General features: G+C 69.0%; 26 protein-coding genes. 17 read left to right on the top strand and 9 right to left on the bottom strand.

Annotated elements, in window-relative coordinates; translation table 11 throughout:
* Positions 1-22: 22 nt before the first annotated feature.
* Positions 23-568 (bottom strand): 50S ribosomal protein L21, encoded by a 546-nt coding sequence (gene rplU / locus ACE3T2_RS06810; protein WP_374656024.1) that lies wholly within the window; start codon positions 566-568, stop codon positions 23-25.
* A 93-nt stretch (positions 569-661) separates the two neighbouring features.
* Positions 662-1579, bottom strand: coding sequence for a CDF family Co(II)/Ni(II) efflux transporter DmeF (gene dmeF, locus ACE3T2_RS06805; RefSeq protein ID WP_374656022.1), 918 nt, complete (start codon positions 1577-1579; stop codon positions 662-664).
* Positions 1580-1723: 144 nt separating this feature from the next.
* On the opposite strand from dmeF, the gene ACE3T2_RS06800 reads away from it, so the two are divergent.
* Entirely contained in the window at positions 1724-2797 is a 1074-nt protein-coding gene (locus ACE3T2_RS06800; protein WP_374656020.1) for a GTP-binding protein, read from the top strand.
* A 247-nt stretch (positions 2798-3044) separates the two neighbouring features.
* Here ACE3T2_RS06800 and ACE3T2_RS06795 read toward each other — a convergent pair whose 3' ends face one another.
* A complete protein-coding gene (locus tag ACE3T2_RS06795; RefSeq protein WP_374656018.1) occupies positions 3045-3476 on the bottom strand; it encodes a biopolymer transporter ExbD in 432 nt (143 codons plus the stop codon).
* 207 nt (positions 3477-3683) lie between these two features.
* Here ACE3T2_RS06795 and ACE3T2_RS06790 point away from each other — a divergent pair, with 207 nt between their 5' ends.
* The gene (locus tag ACE3T2_RS06790) at positions 3684-4649 is read left to right on the top strand and encodes a WD40 repeat domain-containing protein (protein WP_374656016.1); all 966 of its coding nucleotides are present in this window, start codon (positions 3684-3686) and stop codon (positions 4647-4649) included.
* Here the strand turns inward: ACE3T2_RS06790 and ACE3T2_RS06785 are convergent.
* Positions 4646-5308 carry a nitroreductase gene (locus ACE3T2_RS06785; RefSeq protein WP_374656014.1) on the bottom strand — a complete coding sequence of 221 codons (663 nt, stop codon included), beginning with the start codon at positions 5306-5308 and terminating at the stop codon, positions 4646-4648. The two genes, ACE3T2_RS06790 and ACE3T2_RS06785, sit on opposite strands and share 4 nt — an antisense overlap.
* Before the next feature lie 78 nt (positions 5309-5386).
* Between ACE3T2_RS06785 and mtgA the strand changes: the two genes are divergently transcribed.
* Together mtgA and ald are read left to right on the top strand one after the other, a co-directional pair.
* Positions 5387-6091 carry a monofunctional biosynthetic peptidoglycan transglycosylase gene (mtgA, locus tag ACE3T2_RS06780; RefSeq protein ID WP_374656012.1) on the top strand — a complete coding sequence of 235 codons (705 nt, stop codon included), beginning with the start codon at positions 5387-5389 and terminating at the stop codon, positions 6089-6091.
* A 63-nt stretch (positions 6092-6154) separates the two neighbouring features.
* Positions 6155-7273: an alanine dehydrogenase gene (gene ald, locus ACE3T2_RS06775; protein WP_374656010.1), complete on the top strand. Its 1119-nt coding sequence runs from the start codon at positions 6155-6157 to the stop codon at positions 7271-7273.
* 171 nt (positions 7274-7444) lie between these two features.
* Here the strand turns inward: ald and ACE3T2_RS06770 are convergent, their stop codons facing one another.
* Together ACE3T2_RS06770 and ACE3T2_RS06765 are read right to left on the bottom strand one after the other, a co-directional pair.
* Complete coding sequence (locus ACE3T2_RS06770; RefSeq protein WP_374656008.1) at positions 7445-8146, bottom strand: cytidylyltransferase domain-containing protein; 702 nt, start codon at positions 8144-8146, stop codon at positions 7445-7447.
* A 35-nt stretch (positions 8147-8181) separates the two neighbouring features.
* Complete coding sequence (locus ACE3T2_RS06765) at positions 8182-9057, bottom strand: bifunctional regulator KidO (protein WP_374656006.1); 876 nt, start codon at positions 9055-9057, stop codon at positions 8182-8184.
* A gap of 101 nt (positions 9058-9158) precedes the next feature.
* Here ACE3T2_RS06765 and ACE3T2_RS06760 point away from each other — a divergent pair, with 101 nt between their 5' ends.
* The 4 genes from ACE3T2_RS06760 to ACE3T2_RS06745 all read left to right on the top strand — a co-directional run bounded on the left by ACE3T2_RS06760 (position 9159) and on the right by ACE3T2_RS06745 (position 13828).
* Positions 9159-10142: an XdhC family protein gene (locus tag ACE3T2_RS06760; RefSeq protein WP_374656004.1), complete on the top strand. Its 984-nt coding sequence runs from the start codon at positions 9159-9161 to the stop codon at positions 10140-10142.
* A gap of 95 nt (positions 10143-10237) precedes the next feature.
* Positions 10238-11683: an MFS transporter gene (locus tag ACE3T2_RS06755; RefSeq protein WP_374656002.1), complete on the top strand. Its 1446-nt coding sequence runs from the start codon at positions 10238-10240 to the stop codon at positions 11681-11683.
* 37 nt (positions 11684-11720) lie between these two features.
* Complete coding sequence (locus ACE3T2_RS06750; protein ID WP_374656000.1) at positions 11721-13061, top strand: anthranilate synthase component I family protein; 1341 nt, start codon at positions 11721-11723, stop codon at positions 13059-13061.
* Positions 13058-13828 (top strand): aminotransferase class IV, encoded by a 771-nt coding sequence (locus tag ACE3T2_RS06745; RefSeq protein WP_374655998.1) that lies wholly within the window; start codon positions 13058-13060, stop codon positions 13826-13828. The genes ACE3T2_RS06750 and ACE3T2_RS06745 overlap by 4 nt, the downstream gene beginning before the upstream one ends.
* On the opposite strand, the gene ACE3T2_RS06740 is transcribed toward ACE3T2_RS06745, so the two are convergent.
* From ACE3T2_RS06740 to ACE3T2_RS06730, 3 genes are read right to left on the bottom strand one after another with little or no spacing between them, the layout of a single operon-like run.
* Positions 13821-14333, bottom strand: coding sequence for a TadE/TadG family type IV pilus assembly protein (locus ACE3T2_RS06740; protein ID WP_374656066.1), 513 nt, complete (start codon positions 14331-14333; stop codon positions 13821-13823). The two genes, ACE3T2_RS06745 and ACE3T2_RS06740, sit on opposite strands and share 8 nt — an antisense overlap.
* Positions 14334-14335: 2 nt before the next feature.
* A complete protein-coding gene (locus tag ACE3T2_RS06735; protein ID WP_374655996.1) occupies positions 14336-14911 on the bottom strand; it encodes a TadE/TadG family type IV pilus assembly protein in 576 nt (191 codons plus the stop codon).
* 55 nt (positions 14912-14966) lie between these two features.
* Positions 14967-15365, bottom strand: a complete 399-nt coding sequence (locus tag ACE3T2_RS06730; protein ID WP_374655994.1) for a pilus assembly protein N-terminal domain-containing protein — start codon at positions 15363-15365, stop codon at positions 14967-14969.
* Between the two features lie 306 nt (positions 15366-15671).
* Between ACE3T2_RS06730 and ACE3T2_RS06725 the strand changes: the two genes are divergently transcribed.
* The 9 genes from ACE3T2_RS06725 to ACE3T2_RS06685 all read left to right on the top strand — a co-directional run bounded on the left by ACE3T2_RS06725 (position 15672) and on the right by ACE3T2_RS06685 (position 23570).
* Complete coding sequence (locus ACE3T2_RS06725; RefSeq protein WP_374655992.1) at positions 15672-15845, top strand: Flp family type IVb pilin; 174 nt, start codon at positions 15672-15674, stop codon at positions 15843-15845.
* A gap of 90 nt (positions 15846-15935) precedes the next feature.
* Positions 15936-16106 carry a Flp family type IVb pilin gene (locus ACE3T2_RS06720; protein ID WP_374655990.1) on the top strand — a complete coding sequence of 57 codons (171 nt, stop codon included), beginning with the start codon at positions 15936-15938 and terminating at the stop codon, positions 16104-16106.
* 216 nt (positions 16107-16322) lie between these two features.
* A complete protein-coding gene (locus tag ACE3T2_RS06715) occupies positions 16323-16496 on the top strand; it encodes a Flp family type IVb pilin (RefSeq protein WP_374655988.1) in 174 nt (57 codons plus the stop codon).
* 196 nt (positions 16497-16692) lie between these two features.
* Complete coding sequence (locus ACE3T2_RS06710) at positions 16693-17211, top strand: prepilin peptidase (protein WP_374655986.1); 519 nt, start codon at positions 16693-16695, stop codon at positions 17209-17211.
* 141 nt (positions 17212-17352) lie between these two features.
* Positions 17353-18222: a Flp pilus assembly protein CpaB gene (gene cpaB / locus ACE3T2_RS06705; RefSeq protein WP_374655984.1), complete on the top strand. Its 870-nt coding sequence runs from the start codon at positions 17353-17355 to the stop codon at positions 18220-18222.
* Positions 18219-19805 carry a type II and III secretion system protein family protein gene (locus ACE3T2_RS06700; protein WP_374655982.1) on the top strand — a complete coding sequence of 529 codons (1587 nt, stop codon included), beginning with the start codon at positions 18219-18221 and terminating at the stop codon, positions 19803-19805. The genes cpaB and ACE3T2_RS06700 overlap by 4 nt, the downstream gene beginning before the upstream one ends.
* On the top strand, positions 19802-20485 hold the full coding sequence (locus tag ACE3T2_RS06695) for a CpaD family pilus assembly protein (protein WP_374655980.1): 684 nt from the start codon (positions 19802-19804) through the stop codon (positions 20483-20485). Before ACE3T2_RS06700 ends, ACE3T2_RS06695 begins: the two co-directional genes overlap by 4 nt.
* A gap of 16 nt (positions 20486-20501) precedes the next feature.
* The gene (locus tag ACE3T2_RS06690; protein WP_374655978.1) at positions 20502-22028 is read left to right on the top strand and encodes a CpaE family protein; all 1527 of its coding nucleotides are present in this window, start codon (positions 20502-20504) and stop codon (positions 22026-22028) included.
* Positions 22029-23570, top strand: a complete 1542-nt coding sequence (locus ACE3T2_RS06685; RefSeq protein ID WP_374655976.1) for an ATPase, T2SS/T4P/T4SS family — start codon at positions 22029-22031, stop codon at positions 23568-23570.

Genomic DNA, 23570 nt, shown 5'->3' with positions numbered 1-23570 from the left:
CTCCTAACTCTCTAGGACGCGCTTATTCGGCGGCGTCGTCGGACTTCTTGGCGGCCTTCTTCGGCGCAGCCTTCGCTTCGCCTTCGGCCTTCGGCGCGGCGGCCTTCTTCGGCGCGGCTTTCTTGGCCGGCGCTTCGGCGGCCGGAGCCGCAGCGGCCTCCAGCTCGGCGACCACGTTCTTCAGGTTCCGGGCGCGGGCGTCCAGCAGGGCCTTCGAGGTCAGGTCGACCTTGCCGTCCCACTTGGCCGACTTGCCGGCGCCGTCGATCGCGGTGACGCGCAGGACGGTTTCCGACTGACGGTGACCGCGGGTGCGGCGATAGCCCTGGCGGCGGATCTTCTTGAAGATCTTCACCTTCTCGCCCTTGCGGGTTTCGATCAGGGTGGCGGAGACCTTCGCGCCGTCGACCAGCGGAGCGCCGAGGGTCACGGCCTCGCCGTCGCCCAGCATGAGGACGTCGCCGAACGCGACTTCCGCACCGGGTTCACCGTCGAGCTTTTCGACGACCAGCAGGTCACCGGCTTGAACCCGGTACTGCTTTCCGCCGGTTTTGATCACCGCGTACATCGTTGCGCCTTAGGACTTATAGCAAAATGGATTGCGCCCGCGAGATAGCCCGCGGGCGAGAGGCGCGGACTTATACAGAGGGGCCGTTGAGAGTCAACGCGTTTGGCGTGTTTCCACGGTCACATGACTCAATCCGTGCAGGCCCGCGAGGCGCGCGCGATAGGCCTCGGCGGTCTGGGGCCCGCCGGCCTCGACCACGACGATCGCCGCGTGGTGTCCGGGGCCCAGCTTCCAGAGGTGCAGGTCGATCAGCCGCTCGCCCTCGCTCTCCAGCCGCCGGCGGATCTCGGCGGTCAGCTCGGGCGAAGGATTGACGTCCAGCAGCACCGCCCCGGTGCGGACCAGCAGACGGAAGGCGAAGTGGGCCAGCAGCGCCGCCCCGGCCAAGCCCGCCAGGGCGTCGGCCCAGGGCCAGTCGAAGACGCGGCCCAAGCCCAGTCCGATGATCGCCAGCGCCGAGACGCCGGCGTCGCCCGCCAGGTGCAGGTGGGCGGCCGAGAGGTTCAGGTCGCCTTCCTTGTCGTTGGCGTGGTCGTGCACCGGCCGCAACAGCCACACGCAGATCAGGTTGACGACCAGCGCCAGCGCCGCCAGCGCCAGGGCGCCGTCATAGGCCACCGGGCTGGGCGAGAGCATGTGCCGGCCGCTCTCCACCGCTACCAGCACGGCGCTCACCGCCAGCACGGCGGCGTTCGCGAACCCCGCCAGATAGCCCAGCTTGCCGGTGCCGAACGAGAATCGCGGGTCGTGGGCGAAGCGCCGCGCCATGCGATAGGCGCCGGCCGCCACCGCCAGGGCCGCGACGTGTGCGCCCATGTGCACGCCGCCCCCGATCAGCGCCATGGAGTTGAAGACGATCCCGCCGCCGATCTGCGCCACCAGGGTCAGGACGCAGATGCCCGCCACGATCCAGGTGCGCCGCTCGTTGCGGGCGTGGTCGGCGCCCAGATAGACGCGGTCGCCCCGGAAGGCGTCCATCGGTCCTTGGCGTTCGGGCGCGGAGGCGGTCACGGTCGCTCTATTAGCATGGCGGCGGTCGGGAACCGAAGCGGACCCTTGTTCTGCGGCCGGGGGGCGGCGTTATTCGATAACACTCTATAATGGTCAAGCGGTGGAAGGCCGCAGCCTGTTCCCTTCGCCGCATTCAATGACTAGATGGCGTCCATGACCGACAAGACACCCGTCACCGTCCTCACCGGCTATCTCGGCGCCGGCAAGACCACGCTCCTCAACCGCATCCTCACCGAGGACCACGGCAAGACCTACGCCGTCATCGTCAACGAGTTCGGCGAGGTGGGCATCGACAACGACCTCATCGTCGGGGCCGATGAAGAAGTGTTCGAGATGAACAACGGCTGCGTCTGCTGCACGGTGCGCGGCGACCTGATCCGCGTCCTGTCAGGGCTGATGAAGCGCAAGGGCAAGTTCGACGCGATCATCGTCGAGACCACGGGCCTGGCCGATCCGGGCCCGGTGGCCCAGACCTTCTTCGTCGATGACGACGTGAAGGCCAAGACCCAGCTCGACAGCGTCACCGCTGTGGTCGACGCCAAGCACCTGCCGCTGCGGCTCGCCGACTCCAAGGAGGCGGTCGAGCAGATCGCTTTCGCCGACCAGATCGTGCTGAACAAGACCGACTTGGTCTCCGAGGAGGAGCTGAAGAACGTCGAGGCCGCGATCCGCCGCCTCAATCCGCTGGCTCCGATCCACCGCGCCCAGCGCTCGAACGTACCGCTCGACGCCATTCTCGGCCGCGGCGGCTTCGACCTGGGCCGCATTACCGAGGTCCACCCCGATTTCCTGAACCCGCCGCACGGCGAAGAAGGCCACGTTCACGACGAGAATTGCGACCATGATCACGACCATCATCATCACCACGGCGATCATGACCACGGTCACCACCACCATGATCATCAGGACCATGCGGCGGCAGCGGGCATTCGCGGGATCTCGCTCACGCTGAACCGGCCGATCCACGGCCAGCGGGTGACCAACTGGCTGAACCAGGTCCTCCAGGACCAGGGGCCCGACATCCTGCGCGCCAAGGGCATCCTCGACGTCGAGGGCGAGGACCGCCGCCTGGTGTTCCAGGCCGTGCACATGATCCTCGAGGGCGAATTCCAGGGACAATGGAAGGACGGCGACAAGCGCTACAGCCGCCTGGTCTTCATCGGCCGCAACCTGGACGAGGCCAAGCTGCGGGCCGGCTTCGAGGCCTGCGCGGCCTAGGATCGTCTTGCCTTCTCCCCTTGTGGGAGAAGGTGGCAGGCGAAGCCTGACGGACGAGGAGGGCCTGTCTGCGCCCGCTCCTCTCCGTCATCGCGTTGAAGACCCCTCATCCGACCCCGCTGCGCGGGGCCGCCTTCTCCCGCAAGGGGAGAAGGGCGAGCATCTGGCGCTCTCGCGAAACTCAAGACAGCAAAAAGCCCGCCCGGGTTTCCCTGGGCGGGCTTTTCGGTTCTGGTCCGAAGAGCTCTTAGAGTTCTTCGTTGATCAGGGCGACCTGGTAGAAGCCGTTGCCCTGCAGGGTGTTCATCACCGCCATGAAGTCGCCGTAGCGCACGGTCCGGTCGGCGCGGATATAGACGCGCTCTTCGGTCGGCTCAGGCTTGTTCAGGATGCGGGTCAGGTCCGCGGTCAGGGTGTCGAGGCTGGTCGGCTGGTCGCCGATGAACAGCTTGCCGCCCTGCTGCACGTTGATCAGCGTCGGCTCTTCGACCTTCGTGCCCGGGGGCGGCGGAACCGCCGGCGGCAGGTCGAGCTTGATCGACACGGTCGCGGCCGGGATCGACACCATGAAGATGATGAGGAGCACCAGCATCACGTCCACGAAGGGCGTGACGTTGATGTCGCTGTTTTGGCCGAGGTCGAAACGGCTTCCGCCTCCGCCGCCCAGCTTCGCACCCATATGAATTTCCTTCCCTAGGGCCCCTACTTTGGGGCCGCTGCACAGTCGCTGACACCCTTCGCTAAACAAAATGCGCTTGTAAAGCCCGAACCTGCGAACTTTTCCGCCTTGGTTTGCAGACTCTGGCCGGGCGCCTGATTCCGCGGCGGGAATCTGCGCGATTCCGCCTCTCGCCAAGACCGATGTTAGGCAGGTATGACCCGCGCCATGACTTTCCAGTTCGACGCCTATGTCACCGCGGCCCTGTTCCAGAAGGACGGAACCGCCGTCTTCGCCCTTGGCGACGGCACGGTGCGATTCGAGTCGGGCCAGAGCGTTGAGGCGCACAACGGCGCGATCCTCTGCGCCTGCCTGCATCCCTCGGGCGAGGGCCTGCTGACCGGCGGCGACGACGGCCGCCTGGTCTGGAGCCGCCCGTCGGGCGCGCAGGAGATCGCCAAGGTCGCCGGCCGCTGGATCGACGCGATCGATGCATCTCCCGAGTCCAGGCTGATCGCCTTCGCCGCGGGCAAGGAGCTACACGTGCGCGACAGCGCAGACCCGGCCTTCTCGCGCGTCTTCGTCCATGAGAAGTCGGTGGCCGCCGTCGCCTTCGAGCCCAAGGGCCGGCGGATCGCCGCGGCCACCTATGGCGGCGCCTGGCTCTGGTACGCCAAGATCGCCGAGCAGAAGCCCTATGTCCTGAAGTGGGCCGGCAGCCATGTGGGCCTGGCCTTCAGCCCCGACGGCAAGTTCCTGATGTCGGCCATGCAGGAGAACGCCCTGCACGGTTGGCGCGTCGCCGACGACAAGAACCTCCGCATGGGCGGCTACCCGGTGAAGGTGAAGAGCCTGGCCTTCGTGGCCAAGGGCCAGCTCCTGATAACCTCGGGCGCCAACGGCCTGGTGGCCTGGCCTTTCGCGGGCGCGACCGGCCCGATGGGCAAGCAGGCGGCCGAGGTAGGATTCGACGAGAGCGCCATGGTCCTGCGCGTCGACGGCATGCCGGGCGGCCAGTGGGTCTGCGCCGGCCTCGACGACGGCCGGGTCTGGGCCTGCGACCTGGCCGGCCAGAAGATCGTCCCGCTGAAGGCCGAGAAGGGCGCCGAAATCACCGCTCTGGCCATGAGCAAGGACGGCCTGCGCGTCGCCTGGGGCGACGAGGACGGCGCGGCCGGCGTGGCGAGCGTCTAGTCGAATCCCCGCAGCTCGCCCCAGACCTCGAACGGGTCGCGGGTGGACCGGAAGCTGTTGATCGGGGCGGTCTCGTCGCGCCAGCCCAGCGCCATGCCGGAGAACACCATGTGGTCGTCCGGCAGGCCCAGGACGTCGGCCAGGGTCCGCGGATAGCGCGCCCAGTACTCCTGGGCGCAGGTGTCCAGGCCGCGCTCGGTCGCCAGCAGCATCACCGTCTGCATGTACATGCCCACATCCGACCACTGCGGCGGGCCGATCTTGCGGTCGAGGCAGAAGAACAGGCCGACCGGCGCGCCGAACAGCTCGCCGTTCTTCGCGAATTGGCGCAGGCGCGCAGGCTTGTCCTCGCGCGGGATGCCGACCGAGGCGTAGAGCCCTTCGCCGTTCTGGAACCGCCGGGTGCGGAAGGGCTCCCATAGATCCGGCGGATAGACGTCGTACTCCATCGGCTCGCCCATCGGATTGGCCGCCACCGCGGCCTTCAGCTGCGCCAGCGGCTCGCCGGCCAGGGCGTAGACCCGCCAGGGCTGCAGGTTGCCGCCGGAGGGCGCGCGGGCGGCGGCCTCCAGGATCTCGCGCACGATCGCGGCGGGCGGGACGTCGGGCTTGAAGGCGCGGATCGAGGTGCGGGCGGCGACGGCGTCGGTGACGTTCAAGTTTTCTCAAGCCCCTGCGGCGGATGACCAGACGGCGAAGCATCGCTAACATCTCGCCGTGGGGTAAGGGCAAGGGTCTTGGCTAGGGCGTCGAAGGGGTTCTTGGGGCGGCTGCTGCGCGGCGTGCTGCTGCTGGTGCTGGTGTTCGGGCTGATCGGGCCGGTGATGGTCACCACCATCTACCGCTTCGTACCGCCGCCGGTGACCTGGCTGATGATCCAGCGGGTGTTCGAGGGTAAGGGCTTCGATCGCCGCTGGCGCTCGCTGGACGACATGTCGCCCAAGTTGGTCCGCGCGGTGATCGCCGCCGAGGACGCCAAGTTCTGCGATCACAACGGCTTCGACTTCGACGCCATGGAGAAGGCGTTCGAAAGCAACGCCAAGGGCCGCAAGCTGCGCGGGGGCTCGACCATCAGCCAGCAGACCGCCAAGAACGTTTTCCTGTGGCCGGGCCGCTCCTACGTCCGCAAAGGACTGGAGGCCTATTTCACCGTGCTGATCGAGGTGATCTGGGGCAAGCCGCGGATCATGGAGGTCTATCTCAACTCGGTCGAATGGGGGCCCGGCGTCTACGGGGCCGAGGCCGCCGCCCGCAAGAATTTCGGGGTCGGCGCCGACCAGCTGACCCCGGCCCAGGCTGCGCGCCTGGCGGCCATCCTGCCCAGCCCGCTCAAGTGGAAGGCGGCCCGGCCCGGCCCTTATGTGAAGCGCCGCTCGGGCAAGATCACCCGCGCCGCCGGGACCATCAACCGCGAAGGCATGGCCGCCTGCGTCCTGTCTTGACCTGAATTCGTTATGCCCTCCAATGCCGCGGCCAGCGGCAGGAAATCCCAACGGAGGCGGCGGATGAAGGTCGGTGTTCCCAGTGAGATCAAGCCGAACGAGCACCGGGTCGGCCTCACCCCCACCGCGGTCCGTGAATACGTCGCCAAGGGCCACGAGGTGATGGTCCAGGCCGGGGCCGGGACCGGCGCTGGCTATGCCGACGACGCCTATGTCCGGGCCGGCGCGGTCATCGCGCCCGACGCCGAGACGGTCTTTGGCGACAGCAAGCTGATCGTGAAGGTCAAGGAGCCGCAGCCCGGTGAATGGGTGCGGCTGACCGACGACCACATCCTCTTCACCTATCTCCACCTCGCCCCCGACCCTGAACAAGCCGAGGGGCTGCTGAAGTCGGGCTGTGCGGCCATCGCCTACGAGACGGTGACCGACGCGGCCGGCGGCTTGCCGCTGCTCGCGCCGATGTCCGAGGTCGCCGGCCGCATCGCGGTCTTCTCGGCCGGCGAGACCCTGCTCAAGCACAACGGCGGCATGGGCCTTCTGATCTCGGGCGTGCCGGGCGTGCCGCCGGCGCGGGTCTGCGTGCTGGGCGGCGGGGTGGTCGGCATCAACGCCGCGCGCATGGCCGCGGGCCTTGGCGCCGAGGTGGTGGTGGTCGAGCGCTCGATCCCGCGCATGCGTCAGATCGACGACCTGTTCCAGGGGCGGATCCTGACTCGCTACTCAACCCTCGATGCGGTGGAGGAGGAGGTGTTGAAGGCCGACGTGGTGATCGGCGCGGTCCTGACGCCCGGCGCCTCGGCGCCCAAGCTGGTCCGGCGCGACCACCTGCAGCGGATGAAGCCGGGCAGCGTGCTGGTCGATGTCTCCATCGACCAGGGCGGCTGTTTCGAGACCTCGCACCCGACCACCCACGCCGACCCGACCTATGTGGTCGATGGCGTCGTCCACTACTGCGTGGCCAACATGCCGGGCGCGGCCCCGCGTACCTCCTCCGAGGCCCTGGTCCACGCCACCCTGCCGTTCGGCCTGGCCTTGGCCGACAAGGGCCTGGCCGCCCTGCGCGAGAATCCACACCTGGCCAAGGGGCTCAATGTCCTGAAAGGGGCCGTCACCCACCCGGCCGTGGCCGAGGCGCTCGGCAAGGAATTCGTCGATCCCTTCGGCGCCTGGGCCAAGCGGTAGGGGCCAATTTCTCGCATGTCATCCCGATTTGCGAAGCAAGACCCGGACCCATGAACACCGGATGGGGGCAGGACGCGGCTGGGCCGCGCCTCATTCTCCAAGCTCAGGCGCGAATGGGGCCCGGTCTTCGGCGTCGCCGAAACCGGGATGACACGGAATGAACGGCGGTCTTTACGCCGCCCAGCGCGCCAGGTCCTGGCGGCCCTGGATGATGTCCAGCACGTCCTGCATCGAAAAGCCCGGGTCGGCGTCGTAGAGCGCGTCGTAGACCGCGCGGGCGAAGCCGTAGTCGGCCGGCGTCTTCACCCGCCAGTCGAGCCCCGACAGGTCGCGCGGCGCTACGCAGTGGGCCTGCGGCTGCGCCTGCTCGCGCACCCGCGCAAAGGGGGAGGCGGTCGCCGCGTCCTCGGGGTCCGTGGCCGCCAGGGCGACGCCCAGCGCCCCTGCGGTCGCGACCTCGACCTCCAGCCCGCGCGGATAGCTGCGCAGCCGGCGGTTGGAGGCGTAGGCGGCCCCGCTGTCCAGGGCCTCCCGCACCACCTTGTCGATGATCGCCGGATCGACGAACGGACAGTCGCCCTTGATGCGCACGACGTGGCTCACCGGTCCGGCGGCCTCAAGCGCGCGAGCGAAACGTTCGGAGAGATTGCCGGCCGCTCCACGCAGCACGGCCTGGCCGCGCGAGACCAGAAAGGCGGCCAGCGGATCGTCCACCGGCTCGACGCTGGTGGCGACGATGAGTTTCGAGAGGCTCCGCGCCTGGCGGATGCGCTCGACCTGGCGCCAGACCATCGGTTCGCCCCTCAGCGGGGCCATCGCCTTGCCCGGCAGCCGTGCGGAGGTCATCCGGGATTGCAGGACGGCGAGGATCATGGTGCGGCTCCCCCCAGGAGCGCGGGGCGCGCGACTTAGGCGGCGGCCCAGGCGCGGGGATCGAGGGCGACCGGATCGTCGATCGCCATCTCGTCCCAATCCAAATCCGGCGGCGGGCTGGAGGCCGCCGCGATCACCGCCGAGACTTCGGCGGCGGACGTGACGCCGACCAGCACCTTGGCCGCTTCGACGCGCGACAGCGCAAAGCCCAGGGCCGCCTGCAGCGGATCCGAGCGGCCCTCGGCGATCATCCGCCGGGCGCGCGAAATGCGGCTGGCCGCGGCTTTCAGATGGTTCGGCGCCCGGTCCGGCGGCAGGAACAAAAGGCCGTTCAGGAAGATCGAGCGCAGGTGCACCTCGATGCCGAGCCCGGTCAGGGCGGCCAGGGTGCCGTCCAGCAGCAGCCGCTGGTCGAGCAAAGAGGCTGGCGCCTGCATCACGTCCGGGCGGAAGCGACGGGCCACGCCCAGCGGGTCGTCGGAGGCGAACACCGCCACGCCGATCTTGCGGGTCAGGCCCGCGTCCTTCATCGCCTTCAGCCGGTTCCACAGCGCCATGCCGTAGGGGCCGAACAGATCGGCCGCGCACGGCACCAGGATGGCGTCGGCCTGTTCGACGCCCAGACGGCGCAGGGCGGCGCGGGCCTCGGCCTCGACATAGTCCGGCCCGCGATCGGGGCGCACGGTCGAGATCGAGACGTTGAACGGGTTCGGGCGCGGCATGATCTCGCCGAGCGCGGCTTCCGCCACGGCCGAATGGCCGTCGACGTCCAGCACGCTCAGCTGGGCGCGGGCGGCGATGTCCAGAATGTCGCGGGCCTCGGCCTGAGGCGCGCGGCCGCGCACCAGGGCTGTCTGGTCGAGACCGAACTGCGCGGCGCCGAGGCCAAGCTTGGAGAGCGGTGAGATCATGAAGCCGGGAACGCTGGATACGAAAGCTGGGAGCGCCCATCTTCACGGCAATGCCTAAAGAACCGGTGTCTAGGACCTTTCCAGGGAGTTAAAGTCGAGCCATGCGTGACCCGCTCCCCGAATGGCCGCTGTTCGGCATGGCCGAGGATGTCCGACCGGCCCTACGCCAGGCCCGGCAAGGAAAAACGCCGCTGGCTCTGGCCACCCTGATCTCGGTCGAAGGCGGCGGTCCGCGCCCGCCCGGAACCCAGATGGTCTTCGCGCCGGGCGTCGTCGCCGGTTATTTTTCCGGCGGCTGCGTGGAGAGCGATGTGGCCGACCATGCCTTCGCCTGCCTTGAGGACGGAGAACCTCGGCGCCTGGTCTACGGCGCCGGCAGCCCCTGGCCCGATATCCAGCTGCTCTGCGGTGCGCGCATCGAGATCTTCGTCGAGAAGATCGAGGCCGAGGATCCGGCCTTGGCCGAACTGCTCGCCGCCTACGAGGCGCGCCGGCCGACCGTGTGGGTCAGCGACGGACGCCGCCGCGCCTGCGGCCCGCACGCGCGCGCCTGGGACGGCGCTATCGTCCAGGCCTTCGACCCGGTTCCGCGCCTGATCGTCATCGGCGCCGATCCGACCGCCATGGCCATCGCCTCGCTGGGCGCCCAGGCCGGCATGGAGACCACCCTGGTGCGGCCCAAGGGGCCGGAGGCCCCGCCGCCGCTGCCAGGCGTCGCCTATCGCCGCGACGATCCGGCCGCCGCCCTGGCCGCCATCGGGACCGACGCCTGGAGCGCGATCGCCATCGCCACCCACAATCTGGAGATGGACCAGGAGGCCCTGGCCGCCGCTCTTCCCTCCGCGGCCGGCTATGTCGGGCTGCTGGGCGCGCGCAAGCGCCTGGCCGAGCGGCTGGCTCCCCTGCGCGCCGCGGGGTTCCCCGAGGCGCGGCTGCAGCAGCTCCACGCCCCCATCGGCCTCGACATCGGCGGCAAGGCGCCGTGGGAGGTCGCGCTGTCGGTGATCGGCGAAATCACCGCCCTGCGCCACGCCCGCCTCGCCGAAGAACCGCGCAAGGCCCAGGCCAAGCGAGAGACCGCTTAGTCAGAAAACTGGCGATTTCCTCTCCCCAAGGCCGGCCGAAGGCGTAACGTCTGCACAAGTCCGCCTCGTCGTGCGGTCGTGTCGGGAGGCCGCAGGTGAGTAGCGTGGAAGCCGCTGGATCGGGGGCCGTCGCCGATCTTCCTATCGACGCCGAGGTGATGGGCGATGGCCGCCTGACCAGGGGCAGGGCCGCTTGGGCGCTCTTCGAGGGCGCACGCAATCCCTATGTGATCCTGATCACCATCTACATCTTCATGCCCTATGTGGCGGGCGCGATGGTCGGCGACCCGGTGCGCGGGCAGGAGATCATCTCCCGCTGGAGCCAGTACGCAGGCTGGGCGGTGATGCTGACCGCGCCGCTGCTGGGCGCCTCGATCGACCAGCTCGGGCCGCGCAAGGGATGGCTTGGCCTGATCGTCGCCCTGATGGTCCCGATGATCGTCGCCCTCTGGTGGGCGCGCCCCGACGGTTCGGGCGTCTCGGTCACCATGGTCATGCTGCTGACCACCGCCATCGGCCTGCTCTTCGCCTTCAGCGAGGTGCTGCACAATTCGCTGCTGGTCCGCGCCGCGGGCCTGAACGGAGCACACAAGGCCTCGGGCCTGGCGCTGGCGCTCGGCAACCTGACCTCGGTGGTGGCGCTGGCCTTTACGGCCTGGGCTTTCGCCCTGCCGGGCAAGGTCGACTGGGCCTGGGTGCCCAAGGCGCCGCTGTTCGGCCTCGACCCCGCCGCGCACGAGCCTGAGCGGGTCGTGGCTCTGCTGGCGGCCGGCATCTTCGCGATCGGAGCCCTGCCGCTGTTCTTCTTCACACCCGACGCGCCGAAGACCGGCATTCCGATGCTGACCGCCTTCCGCAATGGCGCGGTGCAGCTGTTCCGAATGATCGCCACCGTGCGCCGCTACAAGGACGCGGCCGTCTATCTGGTCAGCCGCATGTTCTATGTCGACGGCATGAACGCCATCCTCATCTATGCCGGGCTCTACGCCATCGGCGTGATGAAGTGGGGCGCGCTCGAGATGCTGCTCTACGGCATAGTGCTCTCGATCCTCGCGGTGTTCGGCGGCTTCGTCGGCCGTTGGCTCGACGCCGGCCTCGGCCCCAAGGGGGCCGTGCGGGTCGAAATCTTCATGTCTCTGCTCGGCATCATCGCCATGCTGGGCATGGCGCCCGACCGTATCCTCTACGTCTGGGCCTATGATGCGGCCGCCCACGCTCCGATGTGGAACGGGCCGGTGTTCCGCACCCTGCCCGAGTGGATATTCATCCTGATCGGCTTCTCCAATGCGGTCTTCATCACCGCCCAGTACGCCTCCAGCCGCACAATGCTGACCCGCATCACCCCGCCCGACCAGACCGGGGCCTTCTTCGGGGTCTATGCCCTGTCGGGCGTCGCCACCGGCTGGCTGGGGCCGATGATGGTCAATTGGGGCACCAAGCTGACCCAGAGCCAGCAGGGCGGCTTCGCCACCGTGACCATCCTCCTCGGCGTCGGTTTCCTGGGCCTGCTGTTCGTGCGCGGCGGCGGGCGCCGCATCTGACTTCCCCTCACCGCGCCGCGGCGCTAAGGCGCGCACCATGCGGTGCGTGGTGCAGCTCCCGGCGGACTGGCGCGATCCGGTGGAGGTCCTCTCGGCCTTCGCCGACGAGCCCTTCGCCGTCGGTCTGGTTTCCGGCGGAGCTGGGGAGGCGGGGCGCTGGTCCTATGTCGCGCGTGATCCGGACGCGACCCTGCTGCTCACGCCCGACGATCCGCGCAATCCGTTTGCAACTTTGGCTGAACTGGCCGGGCCGGTGCAGCCTCGCGATCCGGACGGGCCGCCGTTCCAGGGCGGGGTGGTGGGCCTCGCCGCCTACGAGCTCGGCGATCGCATCGAGGCGCTCGGCCTCGCCCGCCAGCCGGACTGGCCCGACCTGGCCGCCGCCCGCTACTCCGCCGTGCTCGCCTTCGACAGCGTGGAGCGCCGCGTCCTCGCCATCGGCCGTGGCGAGGACGCGGCGGCCGCCCGCGCCCGCGCCCGCGCGGCCCTCGCCTGGCTCGAGGCGCCGCCCCGGCCGCCTTCGCACGGCCCCCTGACCGCCGGTCTCGTCGAAGGCGACGGCGGGGCCTATGAAGCGGCGGTCGCCCAGGTGGTGACCCGCATCCGCGCCGGCGAGATCTTCCAGGCCAATATCGCCCGCGCCTGGGGCGGTGAGCTTTCGCCGGACGCGCGACCCTTCGACCTCCTCGCCCGCCTAGCCGCCCAGAGCGCAGCGCCGTTCGCCGCCTATCTCCGCCTGCCGGGCCTGGCCCTGGTCTCCAACTCGCCCGAGCGCTTCCTGCAGGTGCGCGGCCGCTCGGCTCTCACCCAGCCGATCAAGGGCACGCGTCCCCGCGGCGCTAGCCCGGCGCAGGACGCCGCCTTCGCCGCCGAGTTGCTGGCGAGCGAGAAGGACCGGGCCGAGAACCTGATGATCGTCGACCTGATGCGCAACGACCTGGCCCGCGTCTGCGCGCCGGGCAGCGTGCGCGTCCCGGCGCTGTGCGCCCTGGAGACCTTCGCCAACGTCCATCATCTGGTCTCGACCGTGACCGGACGGCTGGCGCAGGGGCGCGGCGCCGCCGACCTGCTGGCTGCCGCCTTCCCGCCCGGCTCGATCACTGGCGCGCCCAAGGTCCAGGCCATGAAGGTCATCGCCTCGCTCGAATCCCCGCGGGGTCCCTACTGCGGCTCGCTCTTCTGGCTCGGCTTCGACGGCGATCTCGACTCCAGCGTCCTGATCCGCACGGCCGCCTGCGTCGAGACTGCGGCGGGCTGGCGGGTCGAGGCGCGAGCTGGCGCCGGGCTCGTGGAGGGCAGCGAGCCGGTCGCCGAACGCGAAGAGACCGCCGCCAAGATCGCCGCCATCGCCCGCGCCCTCACGGAGCCCTGCCCATGATCCCGGAAATTCCCGGCGACGACCGCGGCCTGCTGCTGGGCGACGGCCTGTTCGAGACCTTGCTGGCTGTGGACGGCCGGCTCGTGCGGCCCGAGGCCCATCTCGACCGTATGAGCGCCGGCTGCGCGGCGCTCGGCCTGCCGCCGCCCGACCGCGCCCAGGCGCTGGCGCTGATGGGCCAGGCGCTGGCCGGCGTTTCGGCGCCGCGGGTCGCGGTGCGGCTGACGCTCACCGCCGGATCGGGCGGCCGCGGCCTCGACCGGCCCGCTCAGCTTCAGGTCAGGATGTTCGCCACCGCCGCGCCGGCATCTGCGCCGCTGGGCCCGGCCAGCCTGATCACCAGCACCGTCCGTCGCAGCGAGACCTCGCCCGCGGCGCGGCTGAAGACGCTTTCCTATCTCGACAATGTCCTGGCCCGCGCCGAGGCGACCGGGGCCGGGGTGGACGAGGCGCTGATGCTCAACGGCCGCGGCGACGTCGCCTGCGCGGCGGCGGCCAACGTCTTCTGGGTCTGGGGCGGGCGGCTCTTCACCCCCAGCCTCGACTGCGGGATCCTGGCCGGGACCGTCCGCGCGCGGGTGATCGAAGCTGCGCGCTCTATGGGCCTCGACGTCGCCGAGGTGCGGGCGAATCCGGGGGAACTGGCTCGCGCCGACGGGGCCTTCCTTACCAACGCCCTGATCGGGGTGCGCGAGATCGCCGGCCTCGACGGCTTCGACCTCCCGGTCTCGCCGCTGACGGGCCGTCTCGCGGCCGCGATCAGCTGATGATCGGGATGGCCACGCCGGACCGCGGGCGCAGGTCCATCTTGTGTTTGAAGGTAAACACGCCCGGCATCATCTTCTGGAACGGCGTCGAATAGGTGTAGCGGGTCTCGGCTCGCACCAGCGCCGTGTTCGGCACCTTCAACTTCGGGTCGATGGTGCTGAGGTCCATGGCCGGGATCGTGCCGCTGGATCGCGTCCAGGCGATGCTGGCCACACCGCTGTTGTCGAACTGGATGCTGGTGATCCGCATGCCCAGCGCCGAGGTCGGGAACGGCTTCATCACCGCCGAGCTGACCTTGAAGATGTCGGTGACGTCGCTCTCGCGCACCTGGGCCGATTGGGTGACCAGGTCCCCGACGGCGGTGGCGATATAGCTGGCGCGCCGGTTGACCAGCAGCGCCTGGGTGGCCTCGACCATGCCGTAGTAGAGCAGGATCATGACCGGAATGGTCAGGGCGAATTCGACCGCCGCCGCGCCGTTCCGGTCGCGCGCGCACCGCGTCAGCTTCAGCCTTTCGCGCCGGCGTTCTTTAGGCTCGGATTGAACGGCTCGTTGCGGAACAGCCGCGCCGAGCTCAGCAGCCGTGCGCCGCTCCCGTAGTCCGTGAAGACCGGCTTCAGCAGCGGCGTGATGATCGGCCATTCGAAATAGGTCCGGACCAGCACGATGTCCTCGGGATTGCCCGGCGACCAGCAGGTCTTGGTCGGGTCGAAGGCGCTGGGCTCGGCGGGCGCCGAGGCCCCGGCGCTGTTGAAGGTGTCGAACGTCTGGGTCTCGACATAGAGCTTGGTCGTGCACATGCCGCTCAGCCAGCTCATGTTGCGGCAGACCTTGGCCTTGTAGTCGTTCTTGCTGTTGGCGCCGCTCATCTGGAATACGCCGGTGCGAATGTCGCGGGCGGTGAACTCGGTGGCGGTCTCCAGGGTCACCGAGACCAGCAGGATCAGGCCCAGCTCGATCACGCCCAGCATCAGCATCATCATCGGGATGCTGATCAGCGCGAACTCGATCGCGGTCGCGCCCTTGCGGTCCTCCGCCAGGCGGCGGGAGAGGGCGCGAAGTCTGCAGGCAAGGCGGCGCATAGGGCTTCCGTCGGCTCGGTCGCCCGAACCTACGAAAGTCTGCCTAACCGGAGGTTTAAGGCTTAGCTGAATCGCCGGCCGGGGCTTTGCGCTGCTCGCGCTCGCAGCCGCCGGCGCAGGCGTAATCGTCGACCTTCGAGCCGCGGATCACCGAGACACGGCCTTCGGGGGCGGTGACGACGATCTGCCGCTCCATGACCGTGCGCCCCAGCTGGTCGACCACGATCATGTTGGTCACCCCGTAGCCCTTGCCCAGCACGATGGCCTTGCCGGGGTCCAGCACGTTGACGTCGGCGATGGCGGGGTTGCCGATCAGCACGTCGCGGGTGCCGCGGGGCAGGGAGACGGCTGCGCTCTGGTCGATCGGCACCACCATGGTCGAGGCCGCGAGGGCCGGACCGGCGGCGAAGGCGAGGGTGAGGGCGCTGATGAAGCCGGCTGCCGAGCCACGCATGGCGGTTTCCGAGAAGAGTTTCCGTCACCCGCAGACTCGGCCGGAATGGTCAATAAAGCCTGAATTTTCGCGCCTCGTGTGCGCGAGAATCATTATGTCGATTCCGTGGATTCGGCGGCTTTTCCCCGCTTGGTTAATCAATATTTACAGTAAATCAAAGTAAACCATAAGTTTAGATAGATTTACCGTTCGCTGTTTACTGGAGATTAAGCGCGCTCTGCGAAGGTCCTCGTGCGTTTCGGGGCGAGCAGACCATTGTGGGTTTGATGCCTCATCAATCTGCTCGCCAATAAAAGGAGATCGAGCATGTCGAAGTTCGTTTCGCGTTTCATGAAGGACGAGTCCGGCGCCACCGCCATCGAGTACGGCCTGATCGCCGCGCTCATCGCCGTCGTGCTGGTGACCGTGATGGGCACCCTGAAGGGCGGTCTGACCACCGCGTTCGGCAACATCAAGACCCAACTTGAGAAGACCTCCTAACCGGATCGTCTTCGAGAACGCTGCGCCGCGGCGGCGAAAGCCGCCGCGGTTTCGCGTTTTGGACTGGATCGCGACCGGGGAGGAGTTGGGGTGAAGAGCTTTCTCAAACGGTTCCTGGCCGACCAGGCCGGCGCCACCGCGGTGGAGTACGCCCTCATCGCGGGGCTGATCACCATCATCCTGGTAAGCGTGATGGCGCCGGTGAAGGTGGCGCTGACCAACACCTTCCAGACGGTCGCCAACGCCATGCCGCAGCCCTAAGGGCCGGCCATGTTGGAAGAAAAGAAGCCGCCGGCGTCCCGGCGGCTTTTTTCGTGCCCGCGCTCGGATGGTTTCCAGCGGTTGGTGTTGATCCCAAAGTAACCAAACTTCTTTTGTGCAGATTAAGTGCAGTGGCGCGAATATTGGCCTGCGTTTCGAGGCGAGCAGACAAGCCCGACCTCATCAGTCTGCTCGCTAGCTAAAGGAGATCGAGCCATGTCGAAGTTCGTTTCGCGTTTCATGAAGGACGAGTCCGGCGCCACCGCCATCGAGTACGGCCTGATCGCCGCGCTCATCGCCGTCGTGCTGGTGACCGTCATGGGCACCCTGAAGGGCGGCCTGACCACTGCGTTCGACAACATCAAGACCCAGCTCGAGAAGACTTCCTAAGCGAGGTTCTCTCCGAGGGCGCCGCGCCGCGGCGGCGAACGCCGCTGCGGCCTACGCCCCGCCCGCAGGCCCCGCACCATATGGCGCGGGGCGGAACGAGAGGGCCGCGCATGTCGCGGCCCTCTTGCGTTTCAACCCTCCGTTCACGGCTCTGGGGCAATCTGCGCGGCGAACGTCAATTCCCGGGCCGCCGCCTATGCCTCCGATCCTGCAAGCCGTCCTGCTGCTGGTCTTCCCCGTGCTGGTGATCGTCGCGGCCCTGCGCGACGTGACCAGCTTCACCATCCCCAACTGGATCTCGGGCCTGTTGATCCTGGCCTTCTTTCCGGCGGCGCTCGCCCTGGGCCTTTCTCTGCCCCAGATCGGCCTTCACGCGGCGGTCGGCGCCGCGGCCCTGGTCATGGGCGTGATCATGTTCGCCCTGCGCTGGATCGGCGGGGGCGACGCCAAGCTGTTCGCCGCGGCCGGACTATGGCTCGGCTGGCCGGCCGTCCTTCCCTATCTGGTCTATACGGCGATCGCCGGCGGAGCCCTGGCTCTCGCCCTGATCGGGCTGCGCTCGATGTGGATGCGCGCCTTTGTGGTCGGCGGCCCGGCCTGGATGGGACGACTGGCGACGCCCGGCGAAAGCGTGCCCTACGGCGTCGCGATCGCGGTCGGCGCCATGGCGGCTTTTCCGGGGACGGCCCTGATGCGCGCCTGGGGCGGTTTGTAAACGCCGCTTTAGTTCGCGTTAACCATGCGCGCGGCAATTAACCGGAGGTCGGCAAAAGGCTGACAGACCGAATCGCATGCGGACGCGGACGCGGACGCAGGCGTCTCAGGCCCGCCCGGCGGGCGTCTCGAGCGCGCATTCATGGCACCTGTCCGTATCGCCATTCTCGCCATCGCCTTCGTCGCCGCCATCGGCATGGCGCTGGTCGTGCGCAGCATGGCGACCCCGAAGCGGCCCGAACCGGTCGCCGCCGCGCCCGCTCCGCCGCCGCGTCCCGTCGCCCAGGTTCTGGTCGCCAAGCGCGACCTGCCGATCGGCACGCGCCTCACCGTCGCCGACCTGACCTGGCAGGCTTGGCCGGCCGACGCGCTCAACGCCTCCTTCGTCACCGACGGCGCCGCCCCGGCCCTGCCGGCCCAGATGCCGGACAAGGCCGTGCAGAAGGCTGCCCGCGCCGCCTCCGACGTGATCAGCTCCCAGGGGCCGATGCAGGCCTTCGAAGGCGCGATCGTCAAGGAAGCCCTCGCCGCCGGCGAACCGGTGGTGGCGCGCAAGGTCGTGCGCGCCGGCCAGAGCGGCTTCATGGCGGTGGTGCTGCAGCCGGGCATGCGCGCCATGGCCGTCCCGATCAACGCCGAGACCGCCGCCGGCGGCTTCATCCTGCCCGGCGACCGCGTCGACGTGCTGCAGAGCCGCCAGGTCGGCGACGGGAACAACAAGGTCTTCGTCACCGAAGTGCTGATGCGAAACCTGCGCGTCCTGGCGATCGACCAGAGCATCGAACCTGGGAAGGACGCCAAGACCATCGTCGGCGGCGTCGCGACCCTCGAAGTCCCGGCCTCCGACGCCGAGGTCATGGCCCGCGGCAAGGCCCAGGGCGAAATCCAGCTGGCCCTGCGCTCCTACGCCGACATCGGCGGCGGGCCGGGCCGCGGCGAGACCGCCCGCAACAACAGCCAGGGGGTCCGCGTGTTCCGCGCCGGAGAAATCGCCGAGGTGTCCAACCCATGATCCCGCGCTTCCTGATCGCCCTTGCCGCCCTCGGCGCCAGCCTGCTGGCGCCTGTCGCCGTCTCGGCGCAGTCGGTCGAAGCCGCCGCGCCGGCCATGGCCGCCGGCGTCGCCGGCCAGGCCGCGGTCGTGCGCGTCAACCTTTCCGGTGGACCGGCGACCCAATCCCTGACCCTGCCCAACGGCAAGTCGGCGATCGTCGAACTGCCGGTCGACGTGCGCGACGTGCTGGTGACCAACCCGGCCGTCGCCGACGCCATGCTGCGCTCGCCGCGGCGCATCATCATCATGGGATTGAAGAACGGCTCGACCGACGCGGTGTTCTTCGACGCCGCCGGGCGGCGAATCCTGTCGCTGGACGTCCGGGTCGATCAGGATCCCGCCTCCGTCGCCCAGACCATCAATCGCCTCGTGCCGGGCGCGCGGGTCAAGGTCGATGCGATGAACAGCAGCCTGATCCTGTCGGGCCAGGTCGCGAACCTCGCCGACTCCGACCGCGCCGCCCAGATCGCCCGCGCCGCGGTCGAAAAGCCGGAGCAGGTGGTCAACATGCTGGCCATCGCCGGCAAGGACCAGGTGATGCTGAAGGTGCGCATCGTCGAGATGCAGCGCAACGTCATCAAGCAGCTCGGCTTCAACCTGAACGCCGTGCTGGGGCAGTTGGGCGAGACCCAGTACCTGTTCGGGGTTTCTCCGACCTGGGGCGTGAACGGCTCGCTGCTGGGGGGCGTGTCCGGCGGCTGGCAGACCAACACCACCAAGCAGCCGGTCATGCAATTTCCTTGCAGCTTCGACCCACAGAAGATGTGCGACGTGGTGGTGCGCGACGCGACCCAGGCCAGCAACTGGGACACCGCCACCCTGAAGGACACCGCCGGCAGCCCCGGTCTCAACAAGGGCGAAGCGACCCTCAAGGCCTTCGAGCGCGTCGGTCTGGTCCGGACCCTGGCCGAGCCGAACCTGACCGCGGTTTCCGGCGAGTCGGCCAAGTTCCTGGCCGGCGGCGAGTTCCCGATCCCCGTGGCTCAGGACCGGTCCGGCTCGATCAGCGTCGAATTCAAGCCCTTCGGCGTCGGCCTCGGCTTCACCCCGATCGTGCTGTCGTCCGGCCGTATCGCCCTGAAGGTCTCGACCGAGGTGTCGGAGGTGACCAGCCAGGGCGCTTTCACGATCAACAACGGCGCCGCCGGCACGGCCCTGACCATCCCGGCCCTGATCGTGCGCCGGGCCGAAACCTCGGTCGAGCTGCCGTCCGGCGGGGCGATGATGATCGCCGGCCTGCTGCAGGAGAAGACCAAGCAGAACCTCGACGGCCTGCCGGGCATGACCACCCTGCCGGTGCTCGGGAGCCTGTTCCGCTCGCGCGACTACCTGGCCGGCGAGACCGAGCTGGTGGTGATCGTCACGCCGTATCTGGTCAATCCCGTCAGCCCCGACCGCCTGCAGACCCCGGTCGACGGCCTGATTATCGCCGACGACATGTCGACCGTGCTGATGGGCTCGCTGACCAAGGCCTACAAGGCCAATCCGAACGCCCCCGCCGGGCGCACCTACCAGGGGCCGTACGGCTACGTGATCGAATGAGCACATCCCGCCTCTTCGTCCTCTCGCTTGCGGCGCTGACGCTCGGCGCCTGCGCGACCCAGGCGCCGCCGCCCGTTGGCAAGGCCGACGCGCCGCGGACGCCCACTGAGCTCTGGCGCGCCGAGGTGAAGAGCCAGCCGCAGGAGATCCGCTTGGCCGTGCACGGCCAGGGGCTTTCCGCCGCCCAGTCTGACGCCTTGGCGGACTTCGCCGAGGGCTGGCGTGCCGAGGGCGGGCCGATTGTCCTGCGTGCGCCGGTCGGCGGGCCGGACGCTGCGGCCGTGGCGCGGTCGACCGAGCACGTACGTGGCTACCTGCTCGATCAGGGCGTCTCCAACGCCGATGTCAGCGTCATGGGCTACGATGCCAAGGGCGATCGCGCCGCACCGCTCATGCTGACGCGCCAGCAGTATTCGGTGACCGTGCCGAACTGCGGGCGGGAATGGACCAACATCGCCCATTCGCGAACCAACGAGGTCCAGGCGAACTTCGGCTGCGCCACCACCGCGAACATGGCCGCCCAGATCGCCAATCCGAGCGACCTGCTGCGTCCCGCGACAATGGGGCCGCCGGACGCCCAGCGTCGCGACGTCGTGCTCGACAAGTATCGCAAGGGCGAGGTCACGGCCGCGGCCAAGGACGAACAGGCCAGCGGTGCGGTCGCGCAGGCGGGCAAGTGAGGCGAGGCGGGATTTCATGAAGCCGCAACAGGGTCACGATCCCTTCGATCCCGACTTCGACGCCGACGACGAGTTCGCGCCCGCCGATAATGCGTGGCGCGAGCCGCCACCCGCCGCCGCGGCTGATCCCTTGGGCGCCGATCCGCTCGCGGGCGTCCCGGCGCCGGCCGCCGGATCCGACCCGTTCGCCGATCTGCCGCCGTCGCGCAAACCCGATCCGATCGAGCAGATCCTGCTTGAGACGGGGGGCGACCACGATGAGGACCCCTTCGGCCTCGATGCGCCGCCGCCGCGTGCGGAGGCCAATCCCGTCCATGACATGATCGCCGGGGCCGAGGCCGCGTTCGGCGAGGCCAGCCTGCCGCGGATCACGGTCCACATCTTCTGCGTCAGCGCCGAGACCGCGGAGATCGCCGAGAAGGCGGCCGGCGACCGGCGGATGGAGCGGGCGACCGTGGTCGTCCGGACCGGCGGCCTGGCTGCGGCCGTGGAGATCTATCAGAACCAGGCGACGCCTTCGCTGGTCATGGTCGAGAGCGCCGATCCCGGCGTCCAGTTACTGGGCCTGCTCGACCGCCTGGCCGAGGTCTGCGATCCCGGCACCAAGGTGGTGGTCATCGGGGGCGCCAACGACATCGCCCTCTATCGCGAACTGATGCGCCGCGGCGTGTCCGAGTATCTGGTTCCGCCGCTCAATCCCCTGCTGATCGTGCGCACGGCCACCAGCCTTTACGCCGATCCGTCCGCGCCCTTCGTGGGCCGCCAGATCGCCTTCTGCGGCGCGAAGGGCGGGGCGGGCGCCTCGACCATCGCCCACAACGTCGCCTATTCGATCACCGAGCGGCTGCAGACCGGCGCGGTGCTGGTCGACCTAGACCTGCCGTTCGGCACCGCCGGCCTCGACTTCAACCAGGATCCGCTACAGGGCGTCGCCGACGCGCTGAGCCAGCCCGACCGCCTCGATTCGGTGCTGATGGACCGGATGATGGCGCGCTGCACCGAGCGGCTGTCGCTGTTCGCCGCCCCAGCCACCCTCGACGGGGACTACGACATCTCGACCGAGGCCTTCGAGGAGGTCACCCAGAAGATTCGCTCGGCAGCCCCGTTCGTCGTCCTGGACCTGCCTCACGTCTGGACGGCCTGGAAGCGCAAGATTCTGCTGTCGTCGGACGACCTGGTGATCGTGGCCACGCCCGACCTCGCCTCGCTGCGCAACGCAAAGAACATGATCGACCTGGTGCGCCGCGCCCGGCCCAACGACGCGCCGCCCCGCCTGGTGCTGAACCAGGTCGGTGTGCCCGGCCGTCCTGAGATCCCGGTCAAGGACTTCGGCGAGGCGCTCGGCCTCACGCCGGCGCTCTGCCTGCCCTTCGACCCGAAGCTGTTCGGCCAGGCCGCCAACAACGGCCAGATGATCGCCGAGGTCGGCCCCAAGTCGCGCTCGGCCGAGGGGCTTGACCACCTGGCTCAGCAGATCGCCCGCCGCGAGCCGCCGGCGGTCCAGAAGACCTCGCTGCTCTCCAGCCTGTTCAAGAAGAAGTAGATGTTCGGCAAGCGTCCTACGGCCACCGGGGGGCCTGCCCCCCGCCAGGCCCCGCCGCCGGTGGTGGAGGGAGCGGCCATCGCCACGCGCCCGCAGCGGATCGAGCCGGCCGCGCCGGAGGCCCCAGCCGCCCCGGTCCAGACGCCGCCGCCGGCCTCCGAGCCGCCGCGGGCCGCCAAGCCCGCCGCCGGTCCGAAGCCGACCATGGCCTTCGAGCAGCTCCGTGCGGCCCAGGGGCCCGCGCCCACGACCCAGGTCGTCCGAGAGCAGAGCGACTACTATCACGCCACCAAGACCACGATCTTCAACGCCCTGATCAACACGATCGACCTGGCGCAGCTCGCCCAGCTCGACGCCAAGCAGGCCGCCGAAGAGATCCGCGACATCGTCGCCGAGCTGGTGGCGATCAAGAACGTGTCGATGTCGGTGTCCGAGCAGGACACGCTCGTCCAGGACATCATCAACGACGTTCTCGGCTATGGGCCGCTGGAGCCGCTGCTGGCGCGCGACGACATCGCCGACGTCATGGTCAATGGCGCTGGCCGGGTGTTCATCGAAGTGGCCGGCAAGGTCCAGCTGACCAATGTCCGCTTCCGCGACAACGCCCAGCTGATGAACATCTGCCAGCGGATCGTCAGCCAGGTCGGCCGCCGGGTCGACGAAAGCTCGCCGATCTGCGACGCGCGCCTGCCCGACGGAAGCCGCGTGAACGTCATCGCCCCGCCGCTGGCGCTGGACGGGCCGACGCTCACCATCCGGAAGTTCAAGAAAGACAAGCTGACCATGAAGAACCTGGTGGAGTACGCCTCCATCAGTCCCGAAGGGGCCCGGGTTCTCGGCGTCATCGGCGCCTGCCGATGCAATATCATCATCTCGGGCGGGACGGGGTCGGGCAAGACCACCCTGCTCAACACCCTGACGGCCTTCATCGATCCGACCGAGCGCGTCATCACCTGCGAGGACGCCGCCGAGCTGCAGCTGCAGCAGCCGCACGTGGTGCGCCTCGAAACCCGGCCGCCGAACCTGGAAGGCCAGGGCCAGATCACCATGCGCGACCTGGTCAAGAACTGCCTGCGGATGCGTCCCGAACGCATTATCGTCGGCGAAGTCCGCGGCCCGGAGGCCTTCGACCTCCTCCAGGCCATGAACACCGGCCACGACGGCTCGATGGGCACGCTGCACGCCAACAGCCCGCGCGAGGCGATCAGCCGCCTGGAATCGATGATCACCATGGGCGGCTACGGCCTGCCCTCGAAGACCATCCGCGAAATGATCGTCGGCTCGGTCGACGTGATCATCCAGGCCGCGCGCCTGCGCGACGGCTCGCGCCGGATCACCCACATCACCGAGGTGGTCGGGCTGGAGGGCGACGTGATCATCACCCAGGACCTGTTCGTCTACGAGATCAGCGGCGACGACGCCGAGGGCCGGGTCATGGGCCGCCACCGTTCGACCGGCATCGCCCGTCCGCGCTTCTGGGATCGCGCCCGGTACTACGGCCTCGAGCGCGAGCTCGCCGAAGCTCTGGACGCGGCGGAGTAA

The organism is Phenylobacterium sp. (assembly GCF_041919955.1).
GTDB lineage: Bacteria > Pseudomonadota > Alphaproteobacteria > Caulobacterales > Caulobacteraceae > Phenylobacterium.
The sequence above is the reverse complement of the archived record's forward strand: the minus strand, read 5'-3'. Positions and strand labels throughout refer to the sequence as shown.

Coding starts and splice junctions, on each gene's coding strand:
- rplU (WP_374656024.1), bottom strand. CDS start 568: ATGTACGCGGTGATCAAAACCGGCGGAAAGCAGTACCGGGTTCAAGCC.
- ACE3T2_RS06800 (WP_374656020.1), top strand. CDS start 1,724: ATGGCGTCCATGACCGACAAGACACCCGTCACCGTCCTCACCGGCTAT.
- ACE3T2_RS06795 (WP_374656018.1), bottom strand. CDS start 3,476: ATGGGTGCGAAGCTGGGCGGCGGAGGCGGAAGCCGTTTCGACCTCGGC.
- ACE3T2_RS06790 (WP_374656016.1), top strand. CDS start 3,684: ATGACTTTCCAGTTCGACGCCTATGTCACCGCGGCCCTGTTCCAGAAG.
- ald (WP_374656010.1), top strand. CDS start 6,155: ATGAAGGTCGGTGTTCCCAGTGAGATCAAGCCGAACGAGCACCGGGTC.
- ACE3T2_RS06770 (WP_374656008.1), bottom strand. CDS start 8,146: ATGATCCTCGCCGTCCTGCAATCCCGGATGACCTCCGCACGGCTGCCG.
- ACE3T2_RS06765 (WP_374656006.1), bottom strand. CDS start 9,057: ATGATCTCACCGCTCTCCAAGCTTGGCCTCGGCGCCGCGCAGTTCGGT.
- ACE3T2_RS06760 (WP_374656004.1), top strand. CDS start 9,159: ATGCGTGACCCGCTCCCCGAATGGCCGCTGTTCGGCATGGCCGAGGAT.
- ACE3T2_RS06750 (WP_374656000.1), top strand. CDS start 11,721: ATGCGGTGCGTGGTGCAGCTCCCGGCGGACTGGCGCGATCCGGTGGAG.
- ACE3T2_RS06745 (WP_374655998.1), top strand. CDS start 13,058: ATGATCCCGGAAATTCCCGGCGACGACCGCGGCCTGCTGCTGGGCGAC.
- ACE3T2_RS06735 (WP_374655996.1), bottom strand. CDS start 14,911: ATGCGCCGCCTTGCCTGCAGACTTCGCGCCCTCTCCCGCCGCCTGGCG.
- ACE3T2_RS06730 (WP_374655994.1), bottom strand. CDS start 15,365: ATGCGTGGCTCGGCAGCCGGCTTCATCAGCGCCCTCACCCTCGCCTTC.
- ACE3T2_RS06725 (WP_374655992.1), top strand. CDS start 15,672: ATGTCGAAGTTCGTTTCGCGTTTCATGAAGGACGAGTCCGGCGCCACC.
- ACE3T2_RS06715 (WP_374655988.1), top strand. CDS start 16,323: ATGTCGAAGTTCGTTTCGCGTTTCATGAAGGACGAGTCCGGCGCCACC.
- ACE3T2_RS06710 (WP_374655986.1), top strand. CDS start 16,693: ATGCCTCCGATCCTGCAAGCCGTCCTGCTGCTGGTCTTCCCCGTGCTG.
- cpaB (WP_374655984.1), top strand. CDS start 17,353: ATGGCACCTGTCCGTATCGCCATTCTCGCCATCGCCTTCGTCGCCGCC.
- ACE3T2_RS06700 (WP_374655982.1), top strand. CDS start 18,219: ATGATCCCGCGCTTCCTGATCGCCCTTGCCGCCCTCGGCGCCAGCCTG.
- ACE3T2_RS06695 (WP_374655980.1), top strand. CDS start 19,802: ATGAGCACATCCCGCCTCTTCGTCCTCTCGCTTGCGGCGCTGACGCTC.
- ACE3T2_RS06690 (WP_374655978.1), top strand. CDS start 20,502: ATGAAGCCGCAACAGGGTCACGATCCCTTCGATCCCGACTTCGACGCC.
- ACE3T2_RS06685 (WP_374655976.1), top strand. CDS start 22,029: ATGTTCGGCAAGCGTCCTACGGCCACCGGGGGGCCTGCCCCCCGCCAG.